Consider the following 19,923-nt stretch of genomic DNA (forward strand, 5'->3'; position numbering starts at 1 on the left):
GCGTGGAAAGGAGCCGGAATGCAGATCAAGGAAGCAGCCGAACGGCTTGGAATCACGGAGCGCATGCTGCGCCACTATGAGAAGTCGGGCCTCATGGAAACTCGCCGCTCGGAAAATGGCTATCGCAGCTATGGCGCCGCCGACCTGCGCCGCGCGGGCCGGATCCGCGATCTCATCGACACGGGCTTTTCAACCCGCGAGGTCCGCGCGATGGCGGCCTGCCTCTCCGACGAGGGCGCGGGACCCTGCGAGGGCGGCATTCCGCAACTCATGAAAAAGCTCGAGCAGATCGATCGCCTCAGAGCCGATCTCGACGAAAAACGGCAAGCCGTTCTCGACCGTCTCGCCACGTTCCGGGAGGCCCTTTCGATCCGGAGCGAAGAGAACGACCCGCACCCTGTTGGATCTGATGGTCCTCTTCCTGTTCGTCTTTCCCGTGCGGGGACACGAGTGCCGATGGAGACTGATCCTCACGCTGCCGGGCGCTGAGGGGTCTGTTTTTCCCGGCATGTGGCGTTCCGGCGACCCCGCATGACAGAGCAGCCGCCGAATTTACGCAAAATATTACTGAACCCTGGGAAACAGCGTCTCGATCTCGTTGAGGTCGCTGTCGCCCTGAAGCTTGTCGAGCTCCGGTTTCCAGGGGCAGGCGGCCTCCGGTGCGTTCAGCATGTCCAGTGCCTTACCCGCCGACCCCGGGATGATCTGCAGCAGGGCTTCCATGACGACGCGCAGGCAGTCGAGGGTCACGTAGATCACTGTCTGGCAGCGTTCCCGGGTTTCCTCGTTCTTGATGAGATCCCACGGCGCCTGTTCGGCGAAGTAGTTGTTCATCTCGTCGGACACCGTGATGATCGCCTGCGCCCGCGCCGGAATGTCGGCGAGGTTCATCCACGCGCTCATGCCACTGGTCGCTTCGACAACCGACTTGCGGATCACCTCGTCCTGGGCGTTAAGCGGACCGGGGGCGGGCAGCTTGCCGTCGAAACGCGCCTTGGAGAATTTCGCCGCCCGCGACAGGAGGTTGCCCACCTTGTTGCCCAGTTCGCTGTTGTAGGTCTGGGTGATCAGGTCGACGGATATCTGGCTGTCGCTGTCGGCGCGCATGTGACGGGCCAGATACCAGCGCAGCGCATCGACGCCCAGCTTGTCGATCACCTCGATCGGATCGACGACATTGCCGATGGATTTCGACATCTTCATGCCGCCGGCGCCGACCCAGTGGCTGTGCACGGACAGTTTCTTCGGCAGCGGCAGGTCCGCGGCCATCAGCATGATCGGCCAGTAGACGCCATGCGGCTTCAGGATGTCCTTGCCGATCAGGTGTTCGCACTCCGCCCACCAGTCCTCATAGCCTTCTTCCGGCCAGCCGATATTGGTGAGGTAGTTGGCGAGAGCGTCGAACCACACATAGGTCACGAAGTCCGTATCGAAGGGCAGATCGACACCGAGCGTCACACGGGCCTTCGGCCGCGAGATGCAAAGGTCTTCCAGCGGCTCGGACAGCATCTGCTTCAACTCGTTGCGGAAGGCTTCCGGCTGCACGAAATCCGGATTGTCGGCGATATGCTGCAGCAGTCGCTCGCGGAACGGCTCCATCATCAGGAAGTAGTTGGTCTCGTCGGTCTGCTCCACCTTCATGGTCGGATGCAGCGGGCACTGGCCGTCCTCGGTCAGGTCGGACTCTTTCTTGAACTCCTCGCAGCCCTTGCAGTAGGTGCCGGTATATTGCTTCTTGACGATCAGGCCCTTGTCGAAGATCGCCTGTTCCATGCCTGCAACGGCCGTCTTGTGACCCTCCCGGCTGGTGCGCACGAAATAATCGTAGGCGACGCCCAGACGGTCGAACACGTCCCGGAATTCCTTGCCGCGCATCTCCAGGTAGTCCGTCACCGACATGTCGAGTTCGGCGGCGGCTTCCTGGTTTTTCTGGCCATGTTCGTCCACGCCGGTGGACAGCATCAGCTCGTATCCCAGCGCCACGCGGTTGCGTTTCAGGATATCGGCCATGACGGATGTGAAAGCATGACCGATATGCGGAGAACCGTTGACGTAGTAGATCGGGGTCGTGATGTAGCTTTTCATCCAGGCGCTTTCGAATTTCCGGGCGGCATGAAGTCGGTCGGACCGGGCCAGCCGCCGGTCCGCGAAGTAGGGTGCGAGCTATATTCCACACTCGCCTCAACAAGAAAAGCCCCGGACCTGGAAAAGGGCCGGGGTTCCTTCCCTGATATGGGGTATCGATGCCAGCGGGAAAAGATGCCGCCGCTTATCCGATCAGCCAGATGCCGCCGAGCACGAACAGCGCCAGAAACACCGTCTGCGTGAGCATCATCCAGATGGCCGGGCCGCCGACCTCCAGGAGTTTGGGGATCGAGGTCTTCATGCCGACCGCGGCAATGGCGGCCAGCAGCGCCCAGCGCGAGACATGACCGGCGGTTTCCTTGGCGGCGTCCGGTATCAGGCCGAAGGAATTGCAGGTGGCCAGCACCAGGAACGCGATCACAAAACCCGGTACCAGCGGCGGACGGGTGGCATCGGGTGCGGCGCCCTTGCGCAGCACCAGTGCGGCCACCAGCACGATAGGGGCGAGCATGGTGACGCGGATCAGCTTGACCAGGGTCGACAGATCCCCGGTTTCCTCGGAAATCGAAAATCCGGCGCCGACCACCTGGGCCACATCGTGGATCGTTCCGCCGAGGAACACACCCGTCGCGTCGGTGGTAAGCCCGAGAGAGCTCGTCAGGATCGGGTAGAAGATCATCGCCAGTGTCGACAGCACGGTCACGGTGATGACCGTGAAGGCGAGATCCCGTTCGCCGTTCTCGCGCTTCGGCAGGATCGACCCGATGGCCATCGCCGCGGATGCCCCGCAGATCGCCACCGCACCGCCGGTGAGAAACGAAAACAGCCGGTCCCGGCCAAAAAGCCCGCCGATCAGAAGCGAGAATCCGATGGTCGCCAGTACGCCCAGAACGACAAGCGCCAGAAAGGGCAGGCCAAGAGCCTGCACCATTTCGACGCTGATGCGCGCGCCGAGCAAGGCGACCCCGAGCCTCAGCAGCGCCCGGGCGGAAAACGCGATCCCTTCGGCGGTTCTTTTTTCCTCGGAAAGAAAGTTCAGCGGCATTCCGAGCAGGATTGCCATCAGCATGGCCGGGGCGCCGTAATGCTCATTCAGGAACTGAGCCGCGATCGCCACGAGCCCGGCAAGGGCAATTCCGGGAAACAGGACATTCGCCCTGTCCTTCAAAGGTTCAACCATCTGGTTTCCCTAACTTCTGATCCGCGGCTAATGGTCAATCGGCAATCCGCTCGCAACCTTGTCCGGAATGCCGAAAGGAGGGGCGGTGACGGAGGCCGGCCCGATCTGTACCCTGGATCTGCATGTCTGTCCGGGGCATTCAGCCGTCCCGATGCCGGTTCTTATTGCGGTGCGATTTGCCCCAGCTTGCCCGCGAAAAAGGTAAGCGCATCTCCCGTGCGCATTTCCGCCTGCAACACTTCTCCCAGCAAGATCAGATGATCGCCGCCCTCATAGGCCGTGAAACGTTTGCATTCGAAACGCGCCAGACAGTTCTCGATCAGCGGCACGCCGTTTTGGTCCACCGCATAGCTCAGCTGGTCGAAGGCATGGGCATTGCGCGCAAAGTCGTTGCACACCTCGGCCTGCTCTCGTCTGAGGACGTGGATGGCATAGTGTTCGGCGGTCTCGAAATAGCGGAACCGCCGAGAGCCCTTGTCCAGCATCCACAGAACCAGCGGCGGCTCGAGGGACACGGAGGAAAAGCTGTTGGCGGTGATGCCGACGGGACCGTCCACCGATCCGGTGGTCACGATTGTGACGCCGGTGGCGAAGCGGCCGAAGGCATCCCGCAGCAGGCGGGTGTTTTCGGCATCGGGCTCGAAGGTGACGGGATGATTTGCAGTCTGCATGGTCATCAGGGCACCTCTTGTCCGAGGGCCGCCTCATAAAGTCGATACCAGGTTTCGCGATCCAGTTTGACTTTCAGCGCATCGGAGATCCGGGCGATTCGTTCCGGATTATTGGTGCCCAGGACCGGTAGAATCCGTGCCGGATGCGCCAGCAGGAAGGCGACGGCGACCTCCGAGCGGTCAACACCATGATTTCCCGCCAGTTCATCCAGGACGGCGCCGAGCCGGCCGCCTTGCGAAATCAGCGCGCCGCCGCCGAGCGGCGACCAGGCCATCAGCCGTGTGCCGAGCCTTTGATGAAAGGCGAGATCGCCATTGGTGAAGGGCGAGATTTCCCTCAGGGAAATCTCGATCTGGTTGGTGACCAGTCGCGTCGACATCGCCGATTGCAGCAACTCCCAGTCCCAGGGACGGAAGTTGGAGACGCCGACGGCCTTCACTTTCCCGCTCTTCACCAGAGCGTCGAGCGCGGCGCCGGTTTCGTGATGATCCATCAACGGATCAGGACGATGAATCAGCAGCAGATCGATGGTCTCTATGCCCATGTCGGCAAGCGAGGTCTCGACCGATTTCTCGATATGGGCGCGCGAGGTGTCGTAGTATTTCAACGTCTTGCCGGCGTAGCGTCCGGCGGGGGCGACGATGCCGCATTTGGTGACGATTTCCATGCGCGCGCGCAGCGAGGGATTGGCCTTGAGCGCCCCTCCGAGCACCGCTTCCGCGGTATAGCCGCCATAGATATCCGCCTGATCGAAGGTGGTGATCCCCTGATCGAGGCAGATCTGGATCTTTTTCTCCACATAATCAGGGGAGGTGTCCGCATCGTTGCCGATGCGCCACATGCCATAGATCAGGCGGGACAACTCGAGATTTTCGGAAAGCCTGACGCGTTCCATTAGCGGCGTACTCCAGTGCCAAGCGGGGTTGCCGGGGTGCCGGCGGGAACGCGGCCGTAAACATGCGGCAGCGAGCAGGTCTTCAGGTTCGGCATAACCCGGGCACCGAAATGTTCCGCTTCTTCAATATGCGGATAGCCGGAGAAGATAAAGGCGCGGATGCCCATTTTCCGATAGGCCTCGATCTTCGACAGGACCTGATCGGTGGAGCCCACCAGCGCCGCGCCGCAGCCGGATCTTGCCCGCCCGACACCGGTCCACAGATTGGGTTCGATATAGCCGAATTCGTCGGCGATCTCGCGGTTCTTCGCCTGATGGGAGACGCCGAGGGATTTTGCATCGAGCGCGCGTTCGCGGATGGCCTTTCCCTGGTCGTCGTCCAGTTTCGAGACGATGTAGTCGGCGTATTCCTGCGCTTCCTTTTCCGTGTCCCGCACGATCATGTGGACGCGCAGGCCGTAATCCAGGGTGCGGCCGTAATTTTCCGCCACAGCATTGACCGCCTTCATGCGGCCTTCCAGCTCTTCCATCTTTTCCGGCCACATCAGATAGACATCGCAGTGCTGGCCGCAAAGCTCGAGCGCCGCCGGCGAGTAGCCGCCGAAATAGAGCAGCGGTCCGCCGGTCTGGTAAGGCCTGACCGGGTCGGTGGTCAGCCCCTTGAAGCTGTAGATCTCGCCTTCATAGTTGATCTCGTCCAGCGTCCAGGCCTGTTTCAGGATTTCGACTACCTCCCGGGAGCGCCGGTAACGGTAGCCACTGTCGGCCTGTTCACCCGGAAAATCGGAAGAGATGATGTTGACCGTCAGGCGGCCCTTGAGCATGTGGTCGAGCGTCGCGATGGTGCGCGCCAGCATGATCGGCTGCATCTCCCCGCAGCGGACAGCGGCCAGGAGATTGATCTTCTCGGTAATCGGCGCGCAGCCGGCAACAAAGGACAGGGTGTCCTGGCCGACCTGATAGGAGGACGGGCACAGGATGTTGCGGAAACCCTGATCCTCGGCGGTCTTGACGATCTCGGAACAATGGTCCCAGGAAGACCGCAGATGGCCTTCCGGTACACCCAGAAACTGATAGTCGTCGGAGCACAATGCCGCGAACCAGGACACCTCCGCGGCATCGAGATCCGGCGAAGTTACCGGGACAACGGTCATGTAGTGCCTCCCTGGACGAACCTGCCCTGTGCGAGCCGCTTGAAGGCAGGGTGAGCGGTCCTCGAAATGCCGGAACATCCTGTCTGTGTTCCACTGAACGCCAGCCGTACCGGAGTTTTCATTTGTTTTCGATTGGCTTCATTTTGCCTTCGATTTCTTCTTGCATATCATCCGTTTTGATGTAAATCAATAGTGTATCAATTTTCACAAGACAGGCAACCAGACCGCCATGCCGATGGCCTCGCAAACCTCCAATGCACTGCCTTTATATGTGCAGGTCAGCGAGCTTTTGATCCGCGATATCGCCGCCGGACGGCTGATTGACGGAGAGCGGCTGCCGCCTGAGCGGGGCATGGCCGAGGAACTGGGAATCTCGATCGGCACCCTGCGCAAGGCGCTGGCGGACCTTACGGAAAAAGGCTTGCTCGAGCGGGTTCAGGGTTCGGGTAACTACATACGCCAGGGCGGCACCGGTGACAGCGTCTACGCGATGTTCCGTCTGGAGCTGCTGACGGGCGGCGGATTGCCGCGCGCCGGCGTTCTGGAGCTGGACAGGCTGCGTAAACCGCGGGATCTGCCGGACTTCGGCACAAGCGGCGAGGGAACCCGCATCCGCCGTCTCAGATATCTCAACGATGTCGTCATCGCGGTGGAGGAAATCTGGCTCGACGGTGACGCGGGTCTGGTGAAACGGGAGTTTCTGTCCGATTCCCTTTACCGTTTCTATCAAAGGCATCTCGGTTTCTGGATCGTCCGCGCCGAGGACAGGGTCACCATCGGCAAGGTTCCCGACTGGGCGCCGGACGAATTTTCAAAGCCGCCGGGAACGGTTACCGGCTATATCGAACGGTTCAGCTGGGCGGACCGGCCGAAGCCGGTCGAATATTCGCGAACCTGGTTCGATACGGACAGGGCGCATTACGTACAGCGGTTGAAATAGCCAGGCGGGCGGACAGCCCCTGCCTGTCAAGGAGGACTTGAATGCCTGCGAGGGTAAGATACGGGGTGATCGGCTGTGGCATGATGGGGCAGGAGCATCTGCGCAACATTGCCCTTCTGCCGGATACCGAGGTGACGGCGATTTTCGAACCTGATCCGGCAATGGCCCGGGCCGCAGCTGAATTTGCGCCAGGCGCCGAATTTGCAGGCTCCGTCGGTGAATTGCTGGATGTGGACGCGCTGGATTGCATTCTGATCGCCAGCCCGAACCACTGCCATGTTGCACAGATGGAGGAAATCCGCAGGAAGCGCCCTCTGCCGTTGCTGGTCGAAAAACCGCTCTTCACGGACCCGAAGGATCTGGCCGAACTGGAAGCCTTCAAGGCCTCCTATCCGGCGCCGGTCTGGGTGGCGATGGAATACCGCTACATGCCGCCGATTGCGGCCTTGATCGCGCGGGCCGAAGAGGTCACCGGCGGCATCAGGATGCTGACGATCCGCGAACACCGTTTTCCCTTTCTGCACAAGGTCGGTGCCTGGAACCGGTTCAACCGCTATTCAGGCGGGACTTTCGTCGAAAAATGCTGCCATTTCTTCGATCTCATGCGGCTGATCATGAAATGCGAGCCGGTGCGCGTCATGGCGTCGGCCGGACAGGACGTCAATCACAAGGACGAAGCATACGACGGCGAGCGGCCGGATGTGCTCGACAACGGCTATGTGATCGTCGATTTCGAGAACGGCGCGCGTGCCATGCTGGAGCTTTGCATGTTCGCCGAAGGCGCGCGTTACCAGGAGGAAATCTCAGCAGTCGGACAGGAAGGTAAGATCGAGGCATTCGTGCCGGGTCCTGTGCGGTTCTGGCCGGAGGATCTGGGCGATCCGCCCGTACCGATGCTCGTCGTTTCACCGCGCAGTCCAAAGGGGCCGCGCCGCATCGACATTCCGGTCGATCCGGCCATTCTCGAGGCGGGCGACCACAACGGCTCGACCTTCTATCAGCACGCGGGATTTGCCGCGATGGTGCGCGGTGAAAAGGACGTTCCGGATGTGACGCTTGAAGACGGCCGCCGCGCCGTCGAAATGGGCCTCGCCGCCCAGCAGTCCGCCCGCACCGGTCAGGCTGTGCAGATGGCGGCAAAGGCGCTTTCCTCAGTTGCTTGCTGAAGCGGAAAAAACGCCCTGAAAAAGTAAAATAGGCAGCCGGCGTGGCGGAAGTCGCGCCGGTTGACTTTTACCAGCGCTGGGCAGGCAGCAGGTTCTGAACGGCATCGGAACTGAAACCGTTGCGGCCCTGGCGCATGTTCAGGGCCTTGATCGGAAACTGATAGTTCCGTCCCGTATCGCTTTGCCTGCATTGCTGCCTGCGGTAGTCGAACTGGTCGGGTGTGCCCGTGTGGCCTTGAACCAGCACGCAGAAAACGTCATAATTGCCATTGATATCGACGTCGCGGACCGCGCCCTGGGCAACGATGACCTGCTTGTGGCGGGTAAAGGACTTGTCGAAAAGCAGGAAGTTGCAATAGGGCTCGTTGCCCTGCGGCGTGCGCGTGCTTTTGCAGTAAAAGAGTTCCGCCCGCGCCGGCTCCGGCGGTGCGATGGCAAGGGAGCCGATGCACGCCAGTCCCGCCAGAGCGACTGTCAGGAAGCCGCGAGATATATGCATGTTCGTAAACTCCTGGATTCAATGCGTCTGTTGAACAACGTCATGTTGCAGACAGATTGACACTTTACCAAAGTAATACCTGTGACGCGCCGCACAGGGAATAGAAGCTCCGCGTTATAAAATCACAGGTCCGGGTGCCTTCCTGACAGCCCGCAAATGGCCATCGTGCGCGACCTCTTTGGCCCGACGCGGACTGCCTTTGGAGGCCCCATGCGCAAGACTGTTTCCGTTTTTCTCTCCTCGGCATTGCTGGTTCAATCGGTTCTCGTGAACGGTGTGCTGGCCGCGCCGGCCGTTACAACGGCCAATGTCAATTTCCGGCAAGGTCCTGGAACCGGCTACGGCTCGTTCGGCACGGTTGCGAACGGCACCGCGGTGGAGCTCGAAGACTGCGATGACGGCGGTGCCTGGTGTTCCATCAGCTACGGCGGCCGGAACGGCTTCGTCAGCGGCCGGTACCTGCAATTGACCGAAGCGGAGGAAACGACCGGCTGGCCTCGCTCGTTCCGGACGGATGCCGGCGCGACGCTCGTGCTTTATCAGCCGCAATTCACCGCCTGGGACAATTTCAAGACCCTCGAGGCACTGGTTGCCGCCGAATATCTCGAAAACAAGGATGCCAAGCCGGTCTTCGGCGTGATCGGCGTGAGCGGTCAGACCGTGGCGGATACCGACAGGGGTGAGGTCGATGTCAGCGCACTCCAGGTCACCAAGCTTGATTTTTCCGCGCTTGGCCGGGGAGCACTGACGGATCTCTCGCTGCAGGTCGGCAAGATCATGCCGACCGGCGCGATCACGGTGAAGGAGGAGCGGATCACGGCAGGCCTCGCCGAATACCAGCGCATGGAGGACGTTCAGGGGCTCGGCACGGACGCCCCGCCGGTCTTCGTGTCCACCGGGCCGGCCATCCTGGTGCAGACGGAGGGCGCGCCGATCTTTGCTCCTGTCAAGGGCGTGCAGGGTCTCGGTTTCGTCGTCAACACCAACTGGGACATCCTCAGGATCGACGAAACCGGAGAGCTCTATCTGCGCGACGAAAAGGCCTGGCTGACAACGAAGGATGTGTCAGCGGGCTGGCAACCGGTCACCGAACTTCCCGACCTGATCAAGACCCTGCCGGATGAAGACAACTGGAAGGAGACCCGCGATGCCATTCCGGGCGAACCGTTCCCGGACAATGTGGCACCGAAAGTCATCTATTCCGACAAACCGGCGGAAATGATCGTCTTTGAAGGTGAGCCGAAGCTCGAACCGGTCGAAGGCACCGGTCTGGAATGGGCGTCCAACACGGACAGCGACGTGTTTTTCCTGAAATCCACGTCCACCTGGTACATTCTGGTTTCCGGCCGTTGGTTCAAATCGGCATCGCTCGATGGACCATGGTCCTTCACCACGCCGGACATGCCGTCCGATTTCCTCAACATTCCGGAAGACGCTCCCTATTATTCGGTCCGTGCCTCCATTCCCGGCACCTCTGAAGCCTCCCAGGCCCGCCTGAAGGCCAGCATCCCGACGACGGCGCGGGTGGAGGTTGGCTCGCTCAGCACGGATGTCGCCTATGCGGGCGATCCGGAATTCGAGCCGATCGAGGGCACCTCGATGTCCTATGCGGTCAACACCAATGATCAGGTGCTTCAGGTCGGCGCGAAATACTATGTGCTGCAGGATGGTGTCTGGTTCGTCGGCGACAGCCCGGAAGGGCCTTTCGTGGTCGCAACGTCGGTTCCTGACGAGATCTACACCATCCCGCCGTCCTCGCCGGTCTACAATACCACCTATGTGCGGATCTATGAAACCGAGCCTGGCGCGGTCTGGTACGGCTATACGATGGGCTACCTGACAGGATATCTGGCCTGGGGCGTCTTCGTTTATGGCACGGGCTACTATTACCGGCCCTGGTACCGGCCCGGCTACCGGCCGATCTATTTCCCAAGACCCGTGACCTACGGCATCGGCGCCTTCTACAATCCGGTGCGCGGCACCTATGGCCGCTACGGCTACGCCTATGGCCCTCTGCGCGGCATTGCCGGTGGTGGCATCTACAATCCCCGCACCGGCGGCTATATCCGCGGGGCGGCGATCAGCGGGCCGCGCGGCAGCGCCGGCTTCATCTCCGCCTATAATCCACGCACCGGCAACCGCGTCGTCGCCGGTGGCGCGCGCGGCATCTACGGTTCCTGGGGCGGCAAGGTCGTCGTCACCGGACCGCAATGGTCGCGGACCCGCGATCTCCAGGCCGGCGCCGTGAACCGCTGGCAGCAGGACGGCAGTTCCGGCCGTGTAGCCAATCTCGACCGCCGCGGCGATGTCTTTGCCGGACGGGACGGCGCGGTCTACCGCCGCGATGGCGAAAGCTGGCAGAAATTCGAGGGTGGCCGCTGGGGAGATGTCGCCGCCCCATCGCGTGAAAACATTCAGGACAGGCTCGGTAATCCTGGAGCGAGCGCCGCGATCGGTGCCGGAGCGGGCGCGGCGCTGGTGAACCGCCCGGCCGGTGACAGGATCCAGAACCGGCCGAATGCCGGCAATCGGCCCAATGTTCAGCGCCCCGATGTACAGCGCCCGGCGAACCTGCCGGCGGGACAGCGGCCCAATATACAAAAGCCGAACGTGCAGCGGCCGGTACAGCGCCCGAACGTTCAAAGGCCGACTGTGCAAAGGCCCACTGTGCAAAGGCCGCCTGCGGTCCAAAGACCGAATGTGCAGCGTCCGGCGCAACGGCCGCAGGCTCCGGCGCATCTGAACCGGGACAGCAGGGCGCGCCAGGTAGGCAATCAGCAGATCAACCGTCAGCGCAATGTGCAGCGGTCGCGTCCGCAACCCCAGGGGGCGACGACCATCCGGCGCGGCGGTGGCCGCCGCCGCTGACGTCTCATGGCCCAACGCAGTGCCGTCTGAATTCCGCGCTGAGGGTCACTTGGCGCTCAGAATTTCTGTTTCGTAGACCTCGCTCCCTGCAAGTGGCAGCAGTCGGTGAGCCATTTCGTATTTCAGTTCTGTCAGGCGTGTTTCTTCCTCGAGGGAGCGGTCCTGTTTTTTGCCGAGAAGGACGAATTCCTCGCGCACAAGTCCCGGACGAATGACGGCTTCGACCCGTCGGTCGCGATAACCGAAGCGCCAGAGATAGGGGCCAGGCGGTTCACTGATGATATCGGCACCGCCAAGGCTCCTGTCGACGGTGAACCGGTCTCCGGAGACCGCGCGCGTTACCATCTCGATGGCATCGCGCCCGCCGGGGCCTGAAAAGGCAGTCAGCAACGTGACTTCCCGGCGCTCAGGCGCTGCACTGTCGAGAAGCGGAAATGCCGCCTGCATGGCTTTCAGCGCATGAACGACACCGCCCGGAAAGCCGGGGCCGTGAAACTTCATGAGATCGTTGAAGCTGAAGGTTATGTCCTGTCCGTTTTCGCGAACCGTAATGCTGTCCATATTCTATTCCTTGTAGCGTGCCGCGTTTAAGCGGATTCATGGGTTCAGGAAGACGCCCGAGGCAGCGTTTGCATTGCAAATGCGTTCGGGCGATTTTCTGAATTCAATTTAACGCGGCGCGCTTTGGAGTTCCCGGAGCCTTGGAAGCATTGCTTCCAGAAACCGCGTCGCTGCCGGCATGAAATGTGAGCCGTGGTGATAACAGGGGTCGAGGGAGGTGACGATGAGACGGCCGGGCGCATAGCTCTGCCTGTCCTCGAACATCAGGACGCCGGTGTCGTCTTCAATGAGAGATTCCTGCTCGGGCTTCGGGGCGAAATGTCCGTGCAGGTGCCAGGTGGCGGCCTTTGCCGTCATGTCTTTCATCAGAACGTGCGACGGGTTGGAAATCCGTGGTTCCGGTCCTTTCTCGCCGGTGATCCACCACCAGAAATTCGTCTGGCAGGACGTGAACTCGATGCCCTCCAGCCAGCGGTCCGGAAAGATCTCGCCCATTGCGATCAGCACGCCGCCGCCATTCATATAGGCGACCAGCTGGTCCTTGAGCGGTTCGATCAGGTGGCTGTTCAGGCGGCAGGGCAGGAAAAGCACGTCGTAACGCGACAGGTCCGTCTTTGCGACGTCGCCGATATAGACGATCTCGTCGAAGCAGTTCTCGAAGGGCGCTTCGGTGAGCGTGCGGTGGTGGAAGTAGGTTCCGCCGTCAATGGCTGCCACGAAACTCATCGGATGCTCCTTTCGAAATGACTGAAGAACCGGTGCAGCACGCTCAAGCCCTCCGGGTCCGCGCGGTGGAGGAAGGAAAAGAGGTCGTTGCCGGTGTGAACGAAGAGGCGCCCCTTGCCGATATGTGCAATCCAGTCGACCGGTACGCGATCGACGCCAAGCGTCGTCAGAACCTCGGCCCCTTCCGGCGGCGGATTGGTGCCGCGGCTGTAAAAGCCGGCGACGCCGCGCTGAAAGGTGAGATCGTCGGTGGTCAGGCCTTCAAACACTGAATGGCCTTCCTCGATGTGAATTCTGAGGCTTTCCAGCCCCTCCTGCGCGATCGGGCGAAACGGGGAAATCCCGGGGAGGAAGGGATGGGCGATATGTCCGTTGAAAACAATCGAACCGCCGCCTTCAAGGAACGTCTCCAGCCGCGACGATACGCTTTGCAGATGCTTTTGGTCCGAATGCATGGTCAGCACGATGCCGTCATAGACCGAAAGATCCCTGGACCCGAAAGCCGATTGCTGGTCGATATCGAATGTATATCCGCCGATCTTGCTTACGAATTTCGGCGCGCCGTCCGGCGTGTTCAACAGCCACAAAAACCTGCCCATGTCAGATAACGTCTCCAATGAGTTCCACACGCTCGATCAGCCAGTAAGCCGCTATGACGATGGCGAGCGACGCACCGGCCAATCTCAGTGCCTTGGGGTAATGAGCGCCGGCGCGGCTGGAGAGGCCAAGCAGGGCGAAGACCACGGCCACGATTGCCAGCTGCCCGATCTCGACGCCGATGTTGAAGGAAAGAAGCGACAGGATCAGGTCCGGCGACTGCCGGCCCAGCACGTCGGCGAGGACGAAGGAAAATCCGAAACCGTGCAAAAGACCCAGGCCAGCGGTAACGACGATGCCCGGGCCCCGGGCCCGGCCAAGGAGCGCGACGGCACCCGCATAGACGATGGATGCGGCGATAGCGGCTTCCACGGCAGGAATGAACCAGTTGACCGATGGAGCAAAGCCCAGGAAGCCTGCGATCAGCGTGATCGTGTGGCCGATGGTGAAGCCCGAAACAGTCCAGATCAGGCGGGAGAAGGAGGCGGACGCGAGCACCAGGCAGATCACGAAGAGGACATGGTCCGGGCCTTCCAGAATATGCTTCACGCCTTCGACGACATATCTGCCGATGGTCCTTGGCAGGCTGCGTTCCAGAATGACGGGTTCGAGCAATTGTCCGCTGACATCGCGCAGTTCGACGCCGCCGCCTTTCCAGTCAAGGAAGTGATTATCGACGGAAACCTCTAGAGGCAGATCGATCTCCGGCAGCCTGTTGCGGATGGCGACGGTCTCCGAAAGCGGGCCGAGCGCAATCGAGATATCGACCACCGCATCGGCGATATAGGGGGCAATGCCCGTCGTTTCGCCGAGCGCTGCCCTGGCGTCGCCGATATCCGCAAAAGGGGGCAGGTCCTGTTTCAGGTGGACCGCCACAGACTGCGGTGTCAGGTCAACGGAATTGCCACCCGAGAAGATCTCGTACCCGCCCGCGATCTTGTTCATGAACGCGTCCGGCCTTGCGGCAATGGCCGCAGTGTCCAGCCGGTAGATCCATTGCCCGTTGATCTCCCTGGCTTCAATGAATTCCGATCGGATCGGATCGTCCGGCCGCTTTCGTGCGGCGAGGTCTTCCGCGAAGATGAGCGGAGCCGCAATCCTGATGAAGAGCTGCTCTTCTTCCCGGTCAAGAAGGAAAACCCGATACTGGCTGTTGCCGGCGAAATGGGCCAGGGCCGCGGTGACCGGCAGCAGCAGAGCGAAGATGGTCAGAAGGATTTTGCGCACTAGATTATCCTTGCGCTACTGGGATGCTCGACGGCATCGATGAGCTGCTTCGTGTATTCGTGAGAGGGCGTCAGGGCGACATCGTCGGCCTGGCCGAGTTCAACGATCACGCCATCGCGCATGACGGCCACACGGTCGCAGAAGTGGCGGGCCAGGACGATGTCGTGCGTGATGAACAGGATGCTTGTGCCCAGATCGCGGCGCATGTCTTCCAGCAGGTTCAGGATGTCCAGGCGGATCGACTGATCGAGCATCGACGTTGGCTCGTCCGCGAGGATGACCTGCGGACGTGTGATCCGCGCCCGGGCGAAGGCCACACGCTGGCGTTGCCCGCCTGAAAGAGAGCCGACACGGCGGTTCAGGAATGCATCGTCGCAGGGCAGGTGGACTTCGCGGAGCGCCGTTGCGATCTCCGCGCAATTGCAGGGCCGGCCGTCGATCCGCAAGGGCTCCGCCACCGCTTCCATGACGGACATGCGCGCACTCAGCGATTGATACGGATCCTGGAAGATCATGTGAACCGGCGTTCCGGAAGCTTTGTGAAGGGGCTCGCCCTCGAAAAGGACGGCACCCTCGTCCGGCGCGTACTGGCCGAGCGACAGTCTGGCTGCCGTCGTCTTGCCCGACCCGGACCCCCCGACAAGCCCCAGAACCTCGCCCCGGCGCAGCTCCACGGAGACACCGCGCAGCGCATTGACAGGTTTTGCGCCCCGCAGTCTGGCTGCAAACCCCGCATTGAAGGAAATCGAGACGTTGTCGAGCGTCAGGATCTTGCCGCCGGCGGCCGGATGGCGCTGCCAGATCCGGGGGGCGTGCAGTTTGGGGATCGATGCGAACAGCGCGCGGGTGTGCGGATGGCTGGCGTGCTGTTCCAGGTCCCGGGGTTTGCCCGTTTCGACGATGACACCCTTTTCCATGATCGCCAGCCGGTCGGCCTCGGCGGCAATCAGCGGAAGGTCGTGGGTGACGAACAGGATGGCAATGCCGAGTTCTGCTCGAAGCTGTGCGAAGAGCGCCATGATTTCAGCCTGAACGAGCACATCCAGACCGGTGGTTGGTTCATCGGCGATCAGCACTTTGGGATCGTTGGCAAGCGCGATGGCGATCACCACCCGTTGCCGCATGCCGCCGGAAAGCTCATGCGGGTAGGCCGCGGCGCGGGCCGGGTCGATATGCACCAGTTGCAGAAGTTCGGCAACGCGGGCTGTTCCGCCTTCCTTGCCATGGATCTTTAGAGCTTCCGAAATCTGCCAGCCGATGTTGCGCACCGGATTGAGCGCGTTCATCGCCGATTGCGGAACAAGCGCGATGCTGGTGCCGCGCACAGCGCGCAGCCTGGCATTTTCGGCACTAAAGAGGTTTTCCCCGTCGAGCCAGACACCGCCGCCGGTGATCCGCCCGGCAGGCGGCAAAAGCCGGAGCAGGGACATGCCAAGGGTCGATTTGCCGGATCCGGATTCACCGACCAGTCCCACGAGTTCGCCCTGCCTCAGTTCCAGGGACACGTCCTTGACGGCGGGAACCGGTCCATCTCCGGTCCGGTACGCGATGCTCACGCCTTGCAACGACAGGATGCCATCTGACGCCTTTTTTTCAACGTCATCGAGCGCCTTGGCATTCCTGTCGGCCCGGGGCGTTTTATCGTCGCCGACTCCGTAGCCCATCAGTGCGAAGGCCACGACGGCAAGAGCAATCGCGATGCCGGGCGGCAGGATCCACCAGACCCAGCTTTCCGTCAGGAAGGCGGTGCGCGCGTTGGCGTGGAAAAGGATCGTGCCCCAGCTCTTGCGCAGGGGATCGCCGAGGCCAAGAAAGCTGAGCGAGCTCTCGATCAGGATCGCGTTATGGGCAACGCGCACGAATTGCGGCACGATCAGCGGTGCAAGATCCGGCAGGATGTGCTTGCGCGCGATCCAGCCAAATTTGCCCCCCATTGCGCGCGCGGCCTGAACGTGCTCGGCGGCGCGCAGGCTGAGAACCTGGCTGCGCAGCTCACGCACCGGCTGTGCCCACATGACCAGCGTGATTACCAGAACCTGCACGCTCAGCGACGCCCCAAGGAACGTGCCGAGGACGATCACCAATGGCAGGAAGGGCAGGGACATGATCACATCGACGACGCGCATGGCCAGCTGGTCGATCAGTCCGCCGAAATAGGCGGCTCCGACGGCGACGAACGTTGCGAGCGCTGTTGTCAGAAGGGCGGTGACGATGCCGACACTGAGCGAAACGCGGCCGCCGGTCAGGACGCCAACCAGGATATCCTGCCCGGCGTCGTTGCATCCAAGAAGATGCGCCGCTGAGGGTGTTGCAAACGGCTGGCAGACGATCTCCCGTGCCCCGTAGGGAACCAGCATAGGGCCGAAGACGGCCGCGGCAATCATCAGGGTCAGGATGACGAGACCGGTCAGGCGGACCGCCTGTTCAGCAGTCAGGCGGTGGCGGCTCGGTGCGCCGAAAAACCGATCGGACAGGACGGTTTCGCTCATGCCCGCCTCGCGCGTGGATCCAGAAGCGGATAGCCGAGATCGGCGGCGAGGTTCGCCAGGACAACGCTCAGGGTGGCCAGCAGAAAGACGCCCTGCAGGAGGTTGTAATCCCTTGCGCCCACGCCCTCGACGATCAGGCTGCCGATGCCCGGATAGGAAAAGACCGTTTCAATCACCAGAGCTCCGCCGACCAGATTGCCGATGCCGATCATGATGTTGGTGTAGATGGGCAGGCATGCGTTTCTAAAGGCGTGAGCGGTGAATATTCGGTTCTCGCTTGCCCCTTTGGCCCGGGCGAAGGTGATGTAGTCCTGCCCGAGCGCGATTGTCATGGCCGAGCGCGCGGTCAAAAGGATGTTGGCTGTCTGGAAGAGTGTCAGCGCAGTGACCGGCATGATCAGCCGCAGGGCAACGCCTGAAATCCAGTCCCAGGATCCTGGCATCGCCGTCAGGGGCGCCGCGCCATAGGACGGCAGCCAGCCGAGATGGGCTGAAAACAGGGTGATGAGCAGCATGGCGACCCAGAAGGGTGGGGCCGAGCCGAGAAACATCACGCCGACCAATGACATGATGTCAAGTTTGCCGCCTTTCAGCTTCGCGGCGGCAACCCCGAGCGCCGAGCCGGCAATGGCGCTGAGGACCAGCGCCCATCCCATCAGGAGAAGTGTCCAGGGCAGGCGGGACAGAACCACCTCCCAGACCGGCATGCCGTAGCTGACCGAGGTGCCCAGATCGCCTGAAAAGACGCCGGTGACATAATTGGAGAATTGCGTGCTGACGGGCAGATCCAGGCCGAATTCCCTCATGACCTGCGCATGTTCTTCCTGGCTCATGTTGGCGAGCACGTCTTCGGGAAGAAGAAAGTCGATGGGCTCCCCCGGCGCAATGCGGGGGAGCGCGAAATTGAGCGAAAGCGCAACGATCAGGACGACTGCGTATTGCAGGACGATGCGAAGGTAGACCATTGCGCCCGGCTCCCGGTCTTACTCGGAAAGGAGCGGGGAAACCGTTCCGTCCCGCGCCTCTTCCGGCAGGAAGGAATACTTGTGAAAGATCCCGTAGCCGGTGGAGGGGACGTAGTTGTCATAGGCCTGCCAGCGGTAGGCAAAGACAGTTTCCGGATACCAGAGCATGACCCGGTTCGGGTACTTCGTCTGGTATTCCTGCAACTCGTAGCTGACCTTCAGGCGGTCTTCGCGGGTTTCCGCATTCAGCCAGCGGTCGACGATTGTCTTTTTGTCCTCATCGAGAAGCATCTCGTTCTTGATGTCGCCCCGGTAGAGGATGACCAGCATGTCCTGGTCGGCGATGCCGTGCGGGGTGATGTCGGCAATGCGCAGGTCGAACTGGCGCGAGCGCCACATCTGACCCATGGAGCCCGGATCGATCGACGTGACCTTGACGCCGACGCCGACTTCTTTCAGCTGCTCCGTGACGATCTCGGCAGCGCGCAGGAAGGTCGGCTGGTTCGAGGCGATTTTCAGGTCGAATACCAGCGGCTTGCCGTCCGGCGTCTCGCGGGTTCCATCTCCGTCCCGATCGGCATACCCGCCTTCGTCGAGTATCGACATGGCGAGTTCCGGATCATGGGCGGCGGCAAGGTCGGGCTTGGTCCAGAAGCTGTCCACGTGCGGCCAGCCGTGCTTGCCGGACTTGCCCTGGCCGAGAACAACACGCTCCAGCATTGGTTCGGGATTGATCGCCAGCGTCACGGCGCGGCGCAGGTCGCGGTCGTCGAACGGCTTGCGGCCGACGTTGATATCCAGCCAGACGCCCCAAAGGGTCGGCGCGCTGATCATCTCAAGAGCGCTGTCGTTCTTCCACTGCAGAACCAGCTCCGGCGGCACCGGACGCGCGGCACCGTCGATCTCACCGGTCTTCAGCGCGGTGAACATCGTCTGCGGATCCTTGATCATGACGATGTTGAGCTTCTTGACCGTGGGCTTGCCGCGCCAGTAGTTCTCGTTGGCCTCGAACTTGTAGTAGCGGTCCGCTTCGTAGTCGACCAGCCTGTAGGGGCCGGTGCCGATACCGATATCGGTAAAGGAGCGGGGGTCCTCGACGCCTTCCCACTGGGCCTTCTGTATGATCGGCAGGTCGGTCGCGGTGATGCGGTCGAAATTCGGCATCGGCTTTTCCGATGTCAGCCGCACCTTGTATGTGTCGATGACCTCGATGCCGACCATGCGCGGCACGGAGGAAGAATGGTGGGTCCAGCGGTTGGCGGGGCCTTCACGGTAGTATTCGAAGGTGAATGCGACATCTTCGGCGGTGAACTCGCTGCCGTCGTGCCATTTCACGCCTTCGCGCAGATCGATCTCCCAGACGCGCGCGTCTTCGGAAACCTGGGTGATGGAGGTCGCCAGCCAGTCCTCCGCCTCGCCGGCATAGGGAGAGGGCTCGCGCAGCTTGTCGTAGACGAGCCAGAGGATCCAGTCGTTCCAGGAATTGCCGATGGTGTAGGTGGTGACGTTGCCGGCCTTGACCCACATGCCGAGTGTCAGTTCCTCGGCTTCCTTCGGTCCGTCATTTTGCGCCGCGCTGAGGTATACCGCCGGCGGCGCCTGGACGCCTGATTCTCCCGCGTCCTGCGCCAGGGCGCTCGCCGCGGTCATCGCGGTAAACGCGCCAACAGCAAACAGGCTGAAGCACTTACTGATCATTGGAAACTCCTTGGTCAACGCACAGAGCCTGGCGGTGCAAGGTGCAACTGGCTGGGCCACGGGCCTATGTTTTAGAAATCCGTTGGACCTCGAGTAATAAAACTTGAGTATGCAAGTCAAGTATAAACTTGATAAAAATACTCATGTTTAAAATAATTCTAAAAATCGCAATCCGGTCCTCTGTCCAGGCGGCTGGAGGCA

At 61.5% G+C, this 19,923-nt stretch carries 17 protein-coding genes; 4 read left to right on the top strand and 13 right to left on the bottom strand.

Annotated features, from left to right (window positions below):
* Window positions 1–18 precede the first annotated feature (18 nt).
* Complete coding sequence (locus CLV41_RS25680; protein WP_103225353.1) at window positions 19–489, top strand: MerR family transcriptional regulator; 471 nt, start codon at window positions 19–21, stop codon at window positions 487–489.
* Window positions 490–564: 75 nt separating this feature from the next.
* On the opposite strand, the gene metG is transcribed toward CLV41_RS25680, so the two are convergent.
* The 5 genes from metG to CLV41_RS25705 all read right to left on the bottom strand — a co-directional run bounded on the left by metG (window position 565) and on the right by CLV41_RS25705 (window position 5,986).
* Complete coding sequence (gene metG, locus CLV41_RS25685) at window positions 565–2,085, bottom strand: methionine--tRNA ligase (RefSeq protein WP_103225354.1); 1,521 nt, start codon at window positions 2,083–2,085, stop codon at window positions 565–567.
* A 184-nt stretch (window positions 2,086–2,269) separates the two neighbouring features.
* Entirely contained in the window at window positions 2,270–3,265 is a 996-nt protein-coding gene (locus CLV41_RS25690; RefSeq protein ID WP_103225355.1) for a YeiH family protein, read from the bottom strand.
* Between the two features lie 161 nt (window positions 3,266–3,426).
* A complete protein-coding gene (locus CLV41_RS25695) occupies window positions 3,427–3,942 on the bottom strand; it encodes a flavin reductase family protein (RefSeq protein WP_103225356.1) in 516 nt (171 codons plus the stop codon).
* A complete protein-coding gene (locus CLV41_RS25700) occupies window positions 3,942–4,832 on the bottom strand; it encodes an aldo/keto reductase (RefSeq protein WP_103225357.1) in 891 nt (296 codons plus the stop codon). Before CLV41_RS25700 ends, CLV41_RS25695 begins: the two co-directional genes overlap by 1 nt.
* Complete coding sequence (locus CLV41_RS25705; RefSeq protein ID WP_103225358.1) at window positions 4,832–5,986, bottom strand: LLM class flavin-dependent oxidoreductase; 1,155 nt, start codon at window positions 5,984–5,986, stop codon at window positions 4,832–4,834. Before CLV41_RS25705 ends, CLV41_RS25700 begins: the two co-directional genes overlap by 1 nt.
* Before the next feature lie 229 nt (window positions 5,987–6,215).
* Here CLV41_RS25705 and CLV41_RS25710 point away from each other — a divergent pair, with 229 nt between their 5' ends.
* The gene (locus CLV41_RS25710) at window positions 6,216–6,926 is read left to right on the top strand and encodes a GntR family transcriptional regulator (protein ID WP_103225359.1); all 711 of its coding nucleotides are present in this window, start codon (window positions 6,216–6,218) and stop codon (window positions 6,924–6,926) included.
* 41 nt (window positions 6,927–6,967) lie between these two features.
* Window positions 6,968–8,092: a Gfo/Idh/MocA family protein gene (locus tag CLV41_RS25715; RefSeq protein WP_103225360.1), complete on the top strand. Its 1,125-nt coding sequence runs from the start codon at window positions 6,968–6,970 to the stop codon at window positions 8,090–8,092.
* Between the two features lie 67 nt (window positions 8,093–8,159).
* On the opposite strand, the gene CLV41_RS25720 is transcribed toward CLV41_RS25715, so the two are convergent.
* On the bottom strand, window positions 8,160–8,591 hold the full coding sequence (locus CLV41_RS25720; protein ID WP_103225361.1) for a hypothetical protein: 432 nt from the start codon (window positions 8,589–8,591) through the stop codon (window positions 8,160–8,162).
* Between the two features lie 210 nt (window positions 8,592–8,801).
* Between CLV41_RS25720 and CLV41_RS25725 the strand changes: the two genes are divergently transcribed.
* Window positions 8,802–11,459, top strand: a complete 2,658-nt coding sequence (locus CLV41_RS25725) for an SH3 domain-containing protein (RefSeq protein ID WP_103225387.1) — start codon at window positions 8,802–8,804, stop codon at window positions 11,457–11,459.
* A gap of 45 nt (window positions 11,460–11,504) precedes the next feature.
* Here CLV41_RS25725 and CLV41_RS25730 read toward each other — a convergent pair whose 3' ends face one another.
* The 7 genes from CLV41_RS25730 to CLV41_RS25760 form a co-directional block, all read right to left on the bottom strand.
* Window positions 11,505–12,020 carry a hypothetical protein gene (locus CLV41_RS25730; RefSeq protein ID WP_103225362.1) on the bottom strand — a complete coding sequence of 172 codons (516 nt, stop codon included), beginning with the start codon at window positions 12,018–12,020 and terminating at the stop codon, window positions 11,505–11,507.
* Window positions 12,021–12,128: 108 nt separating this feature from the next.
* The gene (locus CLV41_RS25735) at window positions 12,129–12,746 is read right to left on the bottom strand and encodes a hypothetical protein (RefSeq protein ID WP_103225363.1); all 618 of its coding nucleotides are present in this window, start codon (window positions 12,744–12,746) and stop codon (window positions 12,129–12,131) included.
* Window positions 12,743–13,345 carry a hypothetical protein gene (locus CLV41_RS25740; RefSeq protein WP_103225364.1) on the bottom strand — a complete coding sequence of 201 codons (603 nt, stop codon included), beginning with the start codon at window positions 13,343–13,345 and terminating at the stop codon, window positions 12,743–12,745. The genes CLV41_RS25735 and CLV41_RS25740 overlap by 4 nt, the downstream gene beginning before the upstream one ends.
* 1 nt (window position 13,346) lies before the next feature.
* Window positions 13,347–14,570, bottom strand: coding sequence for a HupE/UreJ family protein (locus CLV41_RS25745; protein ID WP_103225365.1), 1,224 nt, complete (start codon window positions 14,568–14,570; stop codon window positions 13,347–13,349).
* Entirely contained in the window at window positions 14,570–17,059 is a 2,490-nt protein-coding gene (locus CLV41_RS25750) for an ABC transporter ATP-binding protein/permease (RefSeq protein ID WP_103225366.1), read from the bottom strand. The genes CLV41_RS25745 and CLV41_RS25750 overlap by 1 nt, the downstream gene beginning before the upstream one ends.
* On the bottom strand, window positions 17,056–18,024 hold the full coding sequence (locus CLV41_RS25755; protein ID WP_103225367.1) for an ABC transporter permease: 969 nt from the start codon (window positions 18,022–18,024) through the stop codon (window positions 17,056–17,058). The genes CLV41_RS25750 and CLV41_RS25755 overlap by 4 nt, the downstream gene beginning before the upstream one ends.
* Before the next feature lie 18 nt (window positions 18,025–18,042).
* Window positions 18,043–19,722, bottom strand: a complete 1,680-nt coding sequence (locus CLV41_RS25760) for an ABC transporter substrate-binding protein (RefSeq protein WP_103225368.1) — start codon at window positions 19,720–19,722, stop codon at window positions 18,043–18,045.
* Between the last annotated feature and the right edge of the window lie 201 nt (window positions 19,723–19,923).

Origin of the sequence: Roseibium marinum, assembly GCF_002906165.1 — a bacterium.
Lineage (GTDB): Bacteria > Pseudomonadota > Alphaproteobacteria > Rhizobiales > Stappiaceae > Roseibium > Roseibium marinum.